The sequence below is a fragment of the Peribacillus sp. QJM3NY_7 genome, assembly GCF_056173225.1.
Map to the genome: position 1 here is coordinate 2,820,581 of NZ_CM149663.1, position 14,528 is coordinate 2,835,108.

Consider the following 14,528-nt stretch of genomic DNA (forward strand, 5'->3'; position numbering starts at 1 on the left):
GAATGCTTACCTTCCCCTATTAAACGGCCACTTCCGCTAATATATCATCAAGTTTACTTTGTAATTTGTCTACCCCTACCCTTTCCACAAAGTCGAGAAAGGTTTCGGAAAGAAGTTTAGTTTCTTTGAAAAATAGGATCATTTCTTTCAAAACATGATGGAGCTTTTCAGCTTCCACTTTTCCTTTAAGCTTTTCATTGAACTTCCCGCCCTCATTCAGCGTTCCTCCAACGTATATCTCAAAAGCCTCGACCATCTTTTTATCCTGATTTTTCATTTTTATGCCTTGCAGCCCTATTTCGGCGATGGCTCTTTGACCGCAATTATTCGGACAGCCGACCATATGCATCCTTACAGGCACATCGAGATCTATTTCCTTGTCCAGTGATTCAGAAATGGTCCTCATTCGGTTTTTCGTTTCAACTAGAGCCAGGTTGCAATACTCGATGCCTGTACACGAAACGGAGTACCCAATGAATTTCTTTGGTTGATATGGAAATCTTTCGAAGATGGATTCCTGCTTTAATTCCTCAAGTTTTGCATCCGGCACATTAGGAATGATTAGATTTTGAGAATTACAGTTGCGGATTTCACCATTTCCATATTTTTTTGCAAGTTCGGCAAACTCGATCACTTCGTCTGGGTTTAGACGACCAACTGGTATATTGACGCCAACATAGTTCAGACCATCTTGCTTTTGTTTATGGATGCCGTAGAAATACCCTGCATTCCATCCCTTCACCGCACTTTCTCCCTTTTCAGGAAGCGGACCGGTGTATTCCAGCAATTTTTCCTTGAATCGTTCAGGACCCCAGTCAGCGACAAGGAATTTCAAACGTGAGCGATGACGCTTTTCACGGTACCCAAAGTCACGGAATATCGTCGTGATGGCGGCAGCCACTTCCACAGTTTTTTCAGGTAAAATGAATAAGTCAAGTTCTTCTGCCAGCATCGGAACGGAGGAAAGCCCACCCCCTACTTTTACGTGAAAACCGACTTCCGTTACTCCATCAATCACTTTAGTAGCTGGATTGAATGAAACACAGTTGATTTCAGCATTTGAAGCATTATGGATATTGGCACTTATGGACATTTTATATTTCCGCGGAAGGTTCGAATAGTCTTCATTAAGGCGGAAATACTCAAATACATCATATAGTACCTCGCGTGTATCAAATAGTTCATCAGGATCGATGCCTGCCAATGCATTACCGATGATATTACGGGTTATATCACCACAAGCTCCAGCCGTAGTCATTCCAACCTTTTCTAAACGATTCAATATATCCGGGACCTGTTCGATGGTCAGCCAATGGAATTGAATGGCTTGACGGGTTGTAATGTCATATACGTCCCTCCCGTAATCTTTAGCGATGTTAGCTAGAGTTATTTGTTGATCATAAGTCAGGATACCTCCGGGAATAACGACTCGCATCATCCAATAACCAGCTTCTTTTGGCCGTTGCAGGTATAAACCTGCCCACTTGAACATATCCCATTTCTCTTTAGGGATGGAATCAAACCCATTAGCTGCGTAATGTGGAATATCTTCAAATATCTTCAAGCCGTCTTTTTCCAATTTCCAGATTTCCGTTTTATTTTTAGCGATTAGTGGATTTTCCGACCAAAATTTCTCGTAAACCATTACATTTCCTCCTTGATTAAATCGCTTTCTTTGCTGTTAAATAACCGATTACCTGTTCAACGCACTCTTCAATGCTGTATTGGTCGGATTCTAAAATGATTTCCGGTCGTTCAGGTTCTTCGTATGGAGAGTCGATTCCGGTAAAATCTTTAATGATGCCTTTACGGGCCTTGTCATAAAGCCCTTTTGGATCACGCACTTCGCACTCTTCGATCGGACACTTTATGTATACTTCAATAAACTCCCCTTCTTCGAGTAAATCACGTACAATCTGCCGATCTGCCCTGAAAGGTGATATGAAAGCGGTCAATACGAACTGCCCACTATCCACGAATAACTTGGAAACCTCACCGATCCGCCTAATATTCTCGGTTCTATCTTCTTCAGAAAAACCTAAATCTTTATTTAAGCCATGACGGATATTATCACCATCCAAAACATAACTTCGAATATTCCGATTGTATAATTCTTTAGCGACCGCGTTTGCAATCGTTGATTTTCCGGAACCCGATAGTCCTGTAAACCATAGAACCGTGCTTTCATGCCCGTTCTGCTTCCGTCGGTGATCCTTGGTCAATGACGTCTCATGCCATGTGACATTCGTACTTTTACTCATTTGATAATCCCCCTCTTCATGTGACCCTTCCATTTATGTCCAATCAGTTATAAACTTCATTTTTTTTAGACCTTCTATCAACACCTCGATGACTTCCTTACGGCTAAAGGTAGCTGGAGGAATATCTCCATTACGCAACATTTCCCTTACCTTCGTTCCAGACAGGATGACATGGTCTTCCTTGCCATGCGGACAAGTTTTAGCGGAAGCCATATTGCCACATGCTTTACAGTAAAAACTATGTTCAAAGAATAATAGCGTGATTCCTAACTCATCTGCGTTAAAGTTCCCAAAGATTTTTTGAGCATCGTATGTGCCATAATAATCGCCCACACCCGCATGATCACGTCCGACGATAAAATGGGTGCAACCATAATTTTTACGGACCATCGCATGGAAAATGGCTTCTCTAGGTCCTGCATAACGCATGGCAGCAGGGAAAACTGCAAGGGAGACGCGATCCTTAGGATAATATTTGTCAAGCAGCACTTTATAGCTTTCCATTCTTACATCTGCCGGAATGTCATCTGATTTAGTGGCACCGACGAGTGGATTTAAGAATAAGCCGTCGACGATTTCCAATGCTGTCTTTTGAATATATTCATGTGCACGGTGAACAGGGTTCCTCGTTTGGAAACCGACAACCGTTTCCCATCCTTTTTCAGCGAAAGCCTTCCTTGTCTCGACTGGGTCCAAATAATGAGCTTGAAATAGCGGGCGCTCTATTCTCTTGATCAACTTTATTTCCCCGCCGACATATACATCCCCGCGGTTATATAAATTTTTCACTCCAGGATGCTTCTCATCAGCTGTTTGATATACCAATGTCGCTTCCAATTGCTTATCTGGAGTGTAAATATCAGAAACGGAGAGAACCCCGTATGTTTCACCATCATGGGTTAATGTTACTTCTTCACCTATAGTAAGGCTTCCTGCAGTTTCTTCGGTCAAAGGCAGCGTAATCGGGATGCTCCATACATGTCCGCTGCTAAGCCTCATATCCTTTACCACTGTCTCATAGTCACTTTTTGTAAAGAATCCTTTAATCGGGCTGTAGGCACCAGTCCCTATCAATTCAAGATCGCTTAAAGCAATTTCATCGATTTCGATTGACTTCGTTATTTTACTAAAATCATATTTTGGTTCCCAAAGATCGATTAATGTTCCTCCGTGCGGTAAACTGATTGTCATGCTAATTTCCCCCTATGGTTTCTATTTATTTAAGCCTATAATTTCTATTTATTTAAGATAAATGCAAACCGCATTCCGTTTTTTGAGCCCCTTGCCAACGGCCTGAGCGTAAATCATCTGCATTGAAGGCAGGTGCAGTACACGTTTTACATCCAATGCTCGGATATCCATTATCATGCAGGACATTATATGGAAGTCCATTTTTGTGGGCATAGCGCCAAACATCTTTCCATGTCCAATGTATGAGTGGGCATATTTTAACTGATTTGAACTTATTATCCTTATTGATATACTCGGTCTTAGCCCTTGTTTCGGATTGCTCCCTCCGCAGTCCCGAAAGCCAGGCTGTTGCCGATGAAAGCACATCTGTAAGCGGAACGATTTTACGGATGTTACAGCACTTATTGGAATCACTAAGCCATAATTCATCGCCATATTCCGCCGCTTGTTCCTCAAGCGTCAAGTCAGGTTTCTTCATTTCGATCAAAAGCTTCGGATATCGCTTCTTCACTTCCTCGATCAATTGGTAAGTTTCCTCAAAATGAACATCTGTATCTAGGAATACTATTTTTGCCGAAGGATTGACCTTCGCCAATAAATCCGTAAGCACGATGCCTTCAATACCAAAACTGCAAGCATAAATCAGTTTGTCTCCATAATGGTCATTCGCCCATTGCAGTACTTCCAAAGCACCTTTTGTCTCAGTGTCTTCAGGAAATACAGGGAAGTCCCCTGTATTGAAATTTTCATAGTTTATTAATGCAGCCAACTTTGTAGCCCCCTCTAAAAACTTGCTGTATCAGGTTAGAGTAACTGTTGATCAATTCCCTTTGTAATATCCCCCGGGTTATTTGAATCTAGGAAAAAGAGACGAATCTAACCAATACTCTCTTTATATCAGTTAAACCCGCCTCTAGTTTTTCTAGTCAGCAGATACCTTATTTAATTCTTAGTTTTTCATTTCTCTCCATTTGAATGATTTTACCATCCTGGACAATAAGTGTAATGGATCCATATTTCATTGAATTAAGCATTTCTTGAAGTCGTTCAAAAATTTCTTCAAGCTGATTCTCTTTATTCAAACCAGTTCCTCCTTTAAGAAAACCCGCGAATATTTTATTTTAAATTTTTTAGATTTATATAATTCCATACAACCTTACATTGTTATGGTCTGCCTAAAATTTTCACAAAAAACAAAAATCTTTCCATGATGGAAAGATCGCAAGGTAAATATCTTTACCTTATCTTCCAAAATGATCAACATTTTGTTGGAGGTAGCACCTTGCATCCATCATGCAGGTTGCCGGACTTCAAAGGGCCAATTCCCTCCGTCGCTCTGGATAAGTTTTATTATTTTAAATATTAACATATATTTAATCCTTGTCAATGGAGTTTTCTTATAAAATAACTTGGTTTAATATTATGGATGAACTGTTATTTTTATACACACTATTCAATTTATGATTTTATGTTCATATAAATACGAAAATAGACTCGTCTTTTTAGATAAAATCTCCAAAAAAATGAGTCTATTTTCATTAATAGGCCTATTATTGACGCGTGTTATTCTAAAAAAATTTCTAGGGTTCCAGTCTTTTTATAAAAGGAATTAATTTATTGAAGTCATTAATTTCTTAACTGTATCGCTTCTACAAATTCTTGAACCTGACTCTGGACGCGATCAATTAGATGCAAATCATTGATCGGATTTTCTGGATTCTGTTTATCTATTTCCTTATCAACAAAATAAATCCCCTGCAGCGGCTCGCCTTTTAATATTGAAATTAATGGTTTAAGCGCATAGTCAATCGCCAATAGATGCCTGTTACTTCCACCAATCATGATTGGCAGCACCGGCTTACCCTTAAAAGCACCTTCTGGCAGCAAATCAATCAATGCTTTCAATACACCTGTATAAGAAGCCTTATATACCGGTGAACCTATAATGACTCCTCTGGCTGCTTGAATTCTCTCTGAAAGCTTTGAGATATCCTCGCTATTATATTTCCCTTGGAATAAATCATCTGCTGAGAAATCCGTAATCGAGAAATAAGCTGTAGTAAATCCTGCATTTTCGACTAATGATTGAATATGTTTTAGTGAAATGTCCGTTCTTGATGGAATAGCCGGACTTCCTGATAAAATTACGATATCGCTCATTTGATACCCTCCAATGTTACAAGATTTCCAGATATAATTTTCTTAAAGCATTTCGTGAAGTATACATTTATCGTAATTGTCTGAAAAATATAAGTCAAATCTTACACTCTGGACATCTACTCTGAATGAAAAAAGAAACGGTCATATTTACGGCTTGATGCTCATGCCCTAAATATGACCGTTTCATTATGTATGATTTTGTTTCCCATGAATACCATATACCAAAAGTTGGGCAATGCTCTTAATTCGTTCAGAAGTAAAATATGGCTCCTTTTTTTGTTGATGGATCTCATAATGTGTAGATAAAGCCAATGTGAAAGAAATGATCCCTACATTAAATAAAATAATATCAGAGATATATTGTATCTCTCCGCTATCTATTCTCTTCTGTATTTCAATATGCCTGGCATTTGGCTTGAAAATCTGATCTACATATTGCTTTGAAATATCTTGATCGAATTGTGTTTCCCTAAATAATATCGAAAACTGTTCTTTATTTTCAAGAATTTTTTTTATCATGGTAGTAACATGATTCTCCACTAGATCATCCGTGGATAGATGGCTAGTCCCATCTTCAGATTCCTCTTTTTCATTAGGGGTAATTGTAGACAAAAGCAAATCTTTTTTGCTGTCAAAGTATTTGTAAATAGTAGCTTCGGAAACATTGCATGCAGAGGCAATTTCATTCGTTCTTGTCATGTCAAAACCTTTAGTGGCAAAAAGAGTCCGGGCTACATTTATGATTCGTTCTTTGGTTTGCTGCCCTTTTTTCAAAAATATCAACCTTCTTTTATAAAGATAAGACCGATTTCACCCATCTATTTCCCATGATATATCGCTGGTATCAATCGGTCAATATTACCTTTGATCTATTAGAATTCAATATTCCCATATATCATAAATAGAAAACATCATCTGGTTGGGACGATGTTTTCTATTTATGAAAATCACTTAAAAGATGCATAGCCATCATCGACCATGACTACACTTCCATTGTTCGCCTCCGCTTCCTCTAACGATAATAGATAGACGGCATTTGCAACGGCTTCTGGCTTAATCAATTCACCGCGCATTTGACTTGCATTCAATTTATCGATGATTCCCATGTCTTTATAACCTTGTATGATAGGAGTGTCGACCCCGCCCGGCGCAATGCCCACTACGCGTATGCCATGAGCACCCAATTCCAAAGCTGCTGTCTGTGTCATCATTCTTACAGCGCCTTTAGTCGCCTGATAGGCAAAAGTCCCATGGGTAGCTAAGTAGCCAAACACGGAAGCGGTATTTATAATGACTCCCTTGTTACCCAGTTCCTTCATTTTCCGTCCTGCTGCCATGATTCCAAAGGCCACTCCGTGCTGGTTCACCCCAATCGTTTTGTAGTAACCTTCCATATCTTGGTCTAGGATCATACCGCCCGCACCAATGCCGGCATTATTAAACATGATATCGAGCCTTCCGTATGTTTCCACTGCTTTATTGATTAACGATTCAACATCTTCCTGCTTAGAAACATCCGTTTTAACATAAATGGCCACTCCACCATTAGCTGTTATCTGATCAACGGTTTCCCGACCCATTTCTTCATTAAAATCCGCAACAACGACCTTGTCCCCTTTTGCTGCGAATTTCAGGCATGTGGCTCGGCCTATACCGCTTGCTCCCCCTGTGATAACTGCAACTCTTGCTGTCATATACATTCCCTTTCCAAATAAGTAAGTAATTACTTACTTATTATAAAAGTAAAGAATAGTAAATTCAAGCAATATGTTTTTTTTAAAAGTTTTGAGCTTTCAAAAGTAAAGCTGTCCTATTAATAGGACAGCTTCATTTGTTTAGCAGGTTTTCAATTCGGCCTTACTTACGGATGTCTTCACCATTTCAATGAAAAGTTGAAGGAAGCGATCATCACCTGTCAATTCTGGATGAAATGCACTTACGAGGACATGGTCTTGTCTCGCAGCCACTACATTCTCTTCATAAACAGCCAATACTTCTACACCTTCTCCAACTTCATCAGCAAATGGCGCCCGGATGAATACTGCCTTATAAGGGGCTTCCATTCCTTTGATGGATAGGTCAGCCTCGAAACTTTCCCGTTGACGTCCAAATCCGTTCCTTTTCACGGAAATGTCCATTAGTCCGAGATAGGCCACCTCATCGCCAGTCAATTCATTTGCCGCCAATACCATCCCAGCACATGTACCGAAAATAGGTTTTTTACCTTCGAAGAAAGTTTTGATCGGTTCCATAAATCCATAACGATCCATTAGCTTCCTCATCGTCGTGCTTTCTCCGCCTGGAATGATCAAGCCATCGATTTCCCGCAACTGTTCCGGTTTTTTTACTATAATCGCTTGTTCGCCGGCAGCTTTGATTTGGTTCAAGTGTTCTTCAACCGCTCCCTGTAATCCCAAAACACCGATCGTTATCATATTACCATCCACGTTCCTGCATCCGTTCTGCCGGAGCTAGTTTGGAAATATCAATGCCCTTCATTGCACTGCCCAATTCTTTTGACAACTTGCCAATCAATTCATAATCGGTGAAATATGTAGTCGCTTGAACGATTGCGGATGCGAATTTTTCTGGAGTTTCAGATTTAAAAATACCAGACCCAACGAAAACGCCATCTGCTCCCAATTCCATCATCAATGCAGCATCTGCTGGAGTGGCAATTCCGCCGGCTGCAAAGTTAACTACAGGCAATTTACCTGTGCGTTTGATTTCTCTTAAAATTTCAAAAGGGGCTCCAAGATTTTTTGCCTCTGTCATTAATTCATCATCACTCATGATGCTCACTTTGCGAATTTGTGACTGTACCTTTCTCATATGACGCACAGCTTCCACAATATTACCTGTTCCTGGTTCTCCTTTTGTACGAAGCATGGATGCTCCTTCACCAATACGGCGCGCAGCTTCGCCTAAATCACGGCAGCCACAAACGAAAGGTACTGTGAAATCACTTTTTAGGATATGGTATTCTTCATCCGCAGGAGTCAGCACTTCACTTTCATCGATATAATCCACTCCCATGGATTCCAGGACCCTTGATTCAACGATATGGCCAATCCTTGCTTTAGCCATGACCGGGATTGAGACTGCATTCATTACTTCCTCGACAATTCGCGGATCTGCCATTCTTGCTACGCCGCCAGCCGCACGGATGTCGGAAGGAACCCTTTCCAATGCCATGACAGCGACCGCACCAGATGCTTCTGCGATTTTTGCTTGTTCTGCGTTAATGACGTCCATGATTACGCCACCCTTTTGCATTTGTGCCATTCCTCTTTTTACTGTGTCAGTTCCTAATAATTTTTCCATTTTTTTCTTCCCCCTAATATTTTCATTTTTTAGATTTGTTAGGCTTAGTATAAAAAAGAGTTGACCACATTGAAAGTGTCAGTTTTAATAAATTTAATGGGGTCAGTAAAATTTTATCAAAAAGGTGGCAACAAAATGAATATGCTTTCTTGCAATTTAAATCGGTTAAGTGAAGTACCTTTGTACGAACAATTATATTCATATATTAAAAAAGAAATCATTGAAGGCCGTCTTCTTTACGGCACAAAACTGCCTTCCAAACGGAAATTGGCAGAGTTCCTTCAAATAAGTCAAAATACCGTAGAGACTGCATATGAACAATTGACTGCTGAAGGATACGTTGAAGTCATACCAAGAAAAGGGTACTATATTCAAACATTCGAGGATTTAGAGTATACACAAACTAACCAAGTATCAGTTGAACAAATCAATCATAAACAAGGGGAATTGCTATATCATTTTCATCCCAGCCAAATTGACACGGAACATTTCCCATTTGAAAAATGGAGAAAATACATGAAAAGCAAAATCGATGAATCACATCAAGATCTTCTTTTACTTGGGGATTCTCAAGGGGAATATGAATTACGATGTGAAATTGCCCATTATTTGTATCATGCACGTGGTGTTCAATGTGTCCCAGAACAGATCATCATTGGTGCAGGAATGGAAATTTTATTACAGCAGCTTGTCCTTCTATTCGATAAAAATGCCATCTATGGTGTTGAAGATCCCGGGTATCACTTGATTCATCGGATTTTACGCAGCTACCCAAATGAAGTCCATCCACTGCAAATTGATGAAGAAGGCGTAAAGGTGAACCAAATTGAAGATTCAAACATCGACGTTGTGTATGTCACTCCCTCACATCACTTCCCCAATGGGACAATCCTATCCGTTAACAGACGGACGCGATTGTTGAACTGGGCTCAAGGGGCAGCAAACCGCTATATTATCGAAGACGATTATGATAGTGAATTTCGTTATAGTGGAAAAACAATTCCTTCCTTACAAAGTATGGATGCTGGTGATAAGGTGATTTATTTAGGGTCATTTTCAAAATCATTGATGCCATCAATTCGGATCAGTTATATGGTTCTTCCCGCTCCATTGTTACAAATGCATCAACAGGAATTGTCTTTTTACCATTCAACCGTTTCACGGATTGATCAGCACGTGTTGACACAGTTCATGAAGGAAGGGGATTTTGAAAAGCATTTAAATCGGATGAGGAAAGTGTACCGTCGGAAGCTGGATAAAGTGATTGATCTATTTAAACCCCATCAACAAATAAAAATCATTGGAGAGCGGTCAGGATTGCATATCGTCCTCATCGTCAAGAACGGCATGGATGAACAGACACTTATTCAAAAGGCAAACGAAGACCATATTAAAATTTATGGATTATCAACATATTCAATCGAGAAAATTGACGAACATCCTCCAAAAATTATATTGGGCTTTGCAGGGATTCCTGAATCCGAATTGGAAAAAGCCATTCACCTTTTATTGAACTCATGGGGGTTATAAATATAAAGAAGTTCACTGTCGTGAACTTCACGAACTGTAGACAAACTTTCGCTCGAGTTTGTCTACAGTTTTTTTAGCTTTTACATATTGAACGTTGATTTCCACTTCAGGCGCTTGCTTTCCGCCGGCGGTCGGCCCTCGGCTTTCGCCTGAGGGGTCTCCCCTAGACGCGCTTTTAGTAGTGGCACGGCATTTCTGACAAGCATATCGTGGAAGATGCAGATCATCTGCGTCATTTTTAGATCTAAAACCTATATATGCGAAACATAAAAAAACGATTGAGTGTGTATTCGTAGATGCAAAAGAAGCATGATATGAGTAAGACTGCTTTAAGGGGACTTAAAAAGTTGCCGATGCAAGCGATGCTTACTTTCTCTGCCATTAATTTAAAGAATATGGCCAATTGAACATGGCTAGGTCCAAAAGAGGCATAACATAGTGGCTCATAGAGCCCCAATTTCTTAACTTTAGGAGATATTTCAATGAAAATGTCAAAAGAGGTTCGGAATGGTCTCATCCTGATTCCCTCTCACGATTGTATCGGGATGATTACCCTGATTTTAATACAAGACTTTTCTTTGTGATGAAGGATTGAATGTCTGGAGCCCAGCCACTGCTTGAAACTTGCGGTGAGGAGTATTTGGCAGGACGTCGACCTTAAGGGAACGGAATCATCATCCGGACAGCAAAATTTATGCTCCGGGGTTCGAATAATTCGTTGTCGGTCAAATAAAGTGCGGTTTGGACGAAAAACGGCTTCGTCTGAAAACACCTGAGAGGTTTTTAAAATAAAAATAATGCAGGCAAACTCACTTTTCTACGAGTTTACCTGCATTCTGAAAATTTCACTCTTGTGGATTTTTTTAACATTTAGATAAATACGAATCCATCATATCTTTTGGTACCATGCTCCCGCCGGTCGCCCAGATGACATGCGTCGACTGGTTCATTTTAGCCAGCAGTTTTTGATCCATAAGATATTCCCTTCCTTCTTTAGCTGACAAAAGTTGTATCGGACCAAATGCTCCTGCTAGGGCAGATGGCTCTAAATAATGGCCTTCCGTCTCTGCCATTTCCTTGAGCAGTTCGAATAACCTTCTATCCTCTATGGTATAGCTACCGCTTAACATGGTCGTCATCATACTGGAAACCAATGCTGAAGGCCTTCCTACTGCAAGACCATCCGCTTCCGTCTTATTATCGATGCCAAAGTCCTGAACCGAAACTTTGTCATGAAGTCCTGTCATCAATCCGAGCGTCATGCATGGTGAATGTGTCGGCTCTGCAAAAAAACAATGTACATCATCTTCAAAGGCTAACTTGAGCCCATATGTTATGCCGCCGGGCCCGCCGCCGACACCGCATGGTAAGTACACAAACAAAGGATGATCTTCATCTACGGCAATGGACATATCTTTCAATTGTTTCTTCAGTCGCGTTGCAGCTGTCGCATAACCTAGCAGCAGATCCATGGAATTTTCATCATCAATAAAGTGGCAATCGGGATTAAGTGATGCTTCTTTACGGCCTTCTTCTACAGCTTTACTATAATCATCATCATATTCCTTTACAATGACACCCAGACTTGTTAATCTATCCTTTTTCCACTGTTTGGCATCTGCAGACATATGGACCGTTACTTTAAATCCCAGCTTCGCGCTTATTATTCCAATACTCATTCCTAAATTGCCGGTTGAACCGACAGCAATCGAATATTTTGAAAAAAGCTCCTTATATTCATCACTCGCAAGTATTCCATAATTATCAGTCCGCTTTAAACCGCCATGCTTCATTGCTATTTCCTCAGCACGTTTTAAGACCTCATAAATACCTCCGCGTGCCTTGATTGAACCTGATATAGGTAAATGACTGTCACATTTCAGCAAAAGTTTTCCCGCAATTTTAGTTCCATAGGATTTTTCCAAGTTTTTTTGCATGAAAGGAATCTCTACTAGAGGTGATTCAATGATCCCCTCCATTGGTTCAGTTTCTGGAAATGCTTTAATTATATAATTGGCAAATCTATTTAATCTTTCTTCAGCCGATTTAACTTGTTCAGCTTGGACGATTGGATTTTCTTGTTTGTTACCGTAATCTGGATTCTTCCAGAAGACTTCATTCATCTTTATCACATTATTAAGTATAGGATCTTTCGCTTTCCATTCGTTAATCGATAATCCTGCGATTTTATGCATCTCCTCAGCAGTCCCTCCCCCAAATGTAGTATTCATCATCTACTATAACTCAACAAACTGTAATAAAGATTACACTTTTCACTTTTTTACGAATTATCAGCTTAGAAAGTTAAATTCACTTTTAATTTCCCTCGCACACTATTAATGAACCAAATTTCCTCAGCGTTATTGAGGTCAGCCTTTGAAATGTTTTTTACCTTGATTTCCTTCTTCCTGATCAATTCTTGACGAAATGTTCCTGCAAGCAAACCTGATTCCACCGGAGGGGTATAGAGGTCACCATTTATCTTTACCACTACATTTCCGTTGGTGAATTCCGTAATGTATCCTTCTTCATTCCAAAGCAGAACATCCTGGAAGTCGGGATTATTCATTTGAAAGCCTTCATAGACATCACGATTGGTGGTCTTATGAAATAGAAATGGATTTGCCCTTGATATTGGAGCTTCAGCCAGTATGGCCTTGAATTCTGGATCAAGGGGCTTGATTGCTTGTCCCAAGACTTCAATTTCACCATTTTCATGTAGTAGTACCCTTACTTTTTGCAGCGTCCCATGGTTAATTTCCGCATACTTTTGGAGTCGATCTCTAAGATACAATTCAGAGAATCGATAATCGAAGTACTCAGCGGATTGTTTCATCCTGTCGATATGATCATTCAACAAATAATATTCGCCATCGCTGAGCTTTATCGATTCCAATAGTTTGTAAGCAGGCCGTTCAACCGTTAATAATTTGGCTTTTAAAAAGGCTTCGTCATATTCTTCCGATAACTCGGAATCCCAAGTGATCCCCCCGCCAACCCCATACTCGGCTTTCCCTGTTTCCTTATCTATCACGACCGTACGAATCGGCACATTAAAAACGGCTTCGGATTCAGGAGTGATAAACCCGATTGCACCGCAATAAACTTCACGCGGTGAATTCTCGATATCAGCGATGATTTCCATCGTTTTAATTTTAGGTGCCCCTGTTATCGATCCACAAGGAAAAAGGGCCTTGAATATATCAATGATTGTTGTTCCTGGATTCGTATCGGCTGTAATCGTGGATGTCATTTGCCAAACGGTCGGATATTTTTCAATTGCCTTAAGTTGTGGAACTTCGACACTTCCTGGTTCCGCAATCATTCCCAAATCATTTCTTAGCAGGTCCACAATCATGTAGTTTTCAGCTTGATTCTTTTCCGAGGCTGCCAACCATTCAGCATTGAGCTGATCCCCTTTCAGTGTCGTTCCCCGCTTTACCGTTCCCTTCATGGGCCGAGTAATCAGCTGACCATCTTCCCAACGAAAAAACAACTCCGGTGAAGCCGATAGGATTCGATGTGAACCCACGTTCAAATATGCACTATAGTTCGAGCGTTGGGCTCTCTTCAAACGTTCAAAAAAAGCGAAGTCATCTCCTTCGAACTGAGATTGCAAACGCATCGTATAATTGACTTGGTATGTGTTGCCTTTCTTGATTTCTGATTTTATTCTTTGAAATCCAGAACGATAGGCATTTGAATCCGTTTCTGATTGCCATTCAGATAACTGAAAAGCCCCGGTCACTTTTTCAGGTATTTCCGCTTCCGGTTTATCAAAAATCCCGAACCATAATAATGGCATTTTGGCTCCATCTTTTACTTTAAAGGATTGTTCAAAAGCAGGTGCCGCTTCATAGGAAACATATCCCGCTGCATAATTCCCCTGTTCGATCGATTCCTGGACTTTTTGGAATTGGGGAAGGACATCCTCAATTGAATGGGCGGTGATCACTTTTTTCGGATTCGCAAAATATAGTGGCCTGCTGTCACCTTTTTTATCTGTGAAGTGAAATATTAAGGATAAAGGATCTTCTCGTTTCATTACTCTCTCCTAACTTT

13 protein-coding genes, 1 pseudogene and 1 riboswitch are annotated in these 14,528 nt (G+C 40.2%); of the genes and pseudogenes, 2 read left to right on the forward strand and 12 right to left on the reverse strand.

Annotated features, from left to right (window positions below):
- Positions 1 to 19: 19 nt before the first annotated feature.
- The 10 genes from AC0VX1_RS13460 to pdxS form a co-directional block, all read right to left on the reverse strand.
- Positions 20 to 1,645 (reverse strand): nitrite/sulfite reductase, encoded by a 1,626-nt coding sequence (locus AC0VX1_RS13460; RefSeq protein WP_475467486.1) that lies wholly within the window; start codon positions 1,643 to 1,645, stop codon positions 20 to 22.
- A 16-nt stretch (positions 1,646 to 1,661) separates the two neighbouring features.
- The gene (gene cysC, locus AC0VX1_RS13465; protein WP_475467488.1) at positions 1,662 to 2,261 is read right to left on the reverse strand and encodes an adenylyl-sulfate kinase; all 600 of its coding nucleotides are present in this window, start codon (positions 2,259 to 2,261) and stop codon (positions 1,662 to 1,664) included.
- Between the two features lie 33 nt (positions 2,262 to 2,294).
- Entirely contained in the window at positions 2,295 to 3,452 is a 1,158-nt protein-coding gene (gene sat / locus AC0VX1_RS13470) for a sulfate adenylyltransferase (RefSeq protein ID WP_475467490.1), read from the reverse strand.
- A 52-nt stretch (positions 3,453 to 3,504) separates the two neighbouring features.
- The gene (locus AC0VX1_RS13475; protein ID WP_057277554.1) at positions 3,505 to 4,221 is read right to left on the reverse strand and encodes a phosphoadenylyl-sulfate reductase; all 717 of its coding nucleotides are present in this window, start codon (positions 4,219 to 4,221) and stop codon (positions 3,505 to 3,507) included.
- A 169-nt stretch (positions 4,222 to 4,390) separates the two neighbouring features.
- Positions 4,391 to 4,534 (reverse strand): YezD family protein, encoded by a 144-nt coding sequence (locus AC0VX1_RS13480; RefSeq protein WP_082609336.1) that lies wholly within the window; start codon positions 4,532 to 4,534, stop codon positions 4,391 to 4,393.
- Between the two features lie 156 nt (positions 4,535 to 4,690).
- A riboswitch (SAM riboswitch) is annotated at positions 4,691 to 4,799 on the reverse strand.
- 279 nt (positions 4,800 to 5,078) lie between these two features.
- A complete protein-coding gene (ssuE, locus tag AC0VX1_RS13485; protein WP_048680796.1) occupies positions 5,079 to 5,612 on the reverse strand; it encodes an NADPH-dependent FMN reductase in 534 nt (177 codons plus the stop codon).
- A 186-nt stretch (positions 5,613 to 5,798) separates the two neighbouring features.
- Positions 5,799 to 6,386, reverse strand: a complete 588-nt coding sequence (locus tag AC0VX1_RS13490; protein WP_475467493.1) for a TetR/AcrR family transcriptional regulator — start codon at positions 6,384 to 6,386, stop codon at positions 5,799 to 5,801.
- Positions 6,387 to 6,559: 173 nt separating this feature from the next.
- Entirely contained in the window at positions 6,560 to 7,306 is a 747-nt protein-coding gene (locus AC0VX1_RS13495) for an SDR family NAD(P)-dependent oxidoreductase (RefSeq protein WP_475467495.1), read from the reverse strand.
- A 141-nt stretch (positions 7,307 to 7,447) separates the two neighbouring features.
- Positions 7,448 to 8,047, reverse strand: coding sequence for a pyridoxal 5'-phosphate synthase glutaminase subunit PdxT (gene pdxT, locus AC0VX1_RS13500; protein ID WP_328178172.1), 600 nt, complete (start codon positions 8,045 to 8,047; stop codon positions 7,448 to 7,450).
- 1 nt (position 8,048) lies between these two features.
- Complete coding sequence (gene pdxS / locus AC0VX1_RS13505) at positions 8,049 to 8,936, reverse strand: pyridoxal 5'-phosphate synthase lyase subunit PdxS (protein ID WP_034306956.1); 888 nt, start codon at positions 8,934 to 8,936, stop codon at positions 8,049 to 8,051.
- Between the two features lie 135 nt (positions 8,937 to 9,071).
- On the opposite strand from pdxS, the gene pdxR reads away from it, so the two are divergent.
- Both pdxR and AC0VX1_RS13515 read left to right on the forward strand, forming a co-directional pair.
- A complete protein-coding gene (gene pdxR / locus AC0VX1_RS13510; protein WP_413009998.1) occupies positions 9,072 to 10,466 on the forward strand; it encodes a MocR-like pyridoxine biosynthesis transcription factor PdxR in 1,395 nt (464 codons plus the stop codon).
- A gap of 209 nt (positions 10,467 to 10,675) precedes the next feature.
- Positions 10,676 to 10,873: pseudogene (locus AC0VX1_RS13515) on the forward strand (transposase); the annotation flags it as partial.
- A 456-nt stretch (positions 10,874 to 11,329) separates the two neighbouring features.
- On the opposite strand, the gene AC0VX1_RS13520 reads toward AC0VX1_RS13515, so the two are convergent.
- Entirely contained in the window at positions 11,330 to 12,661 is a 1,332-nt protein-coding gene (locus AC0VX1_RS13520; protein WP_475471775.1) for a D-serine ammonia-lyase, read from the reverse strand.
- Positions 12,662 to 12,762: 101 nt separating this feature from the next.
- Positions 12,763 to 14,511, reverse strand: coding sequence for an aminodeoxychorismate synthase component I (gene pabB / locus AC0VX1_RS13525; RefSeq protein ID WP_413023663.1), 1,749 nt, complete (start codon positions 14,509 to 14,511; stop codon positions 12,763 to 12,765).
- Between the last annotated feature and the right edge of the window lie 17 nt (positions 14,512 to 14,528).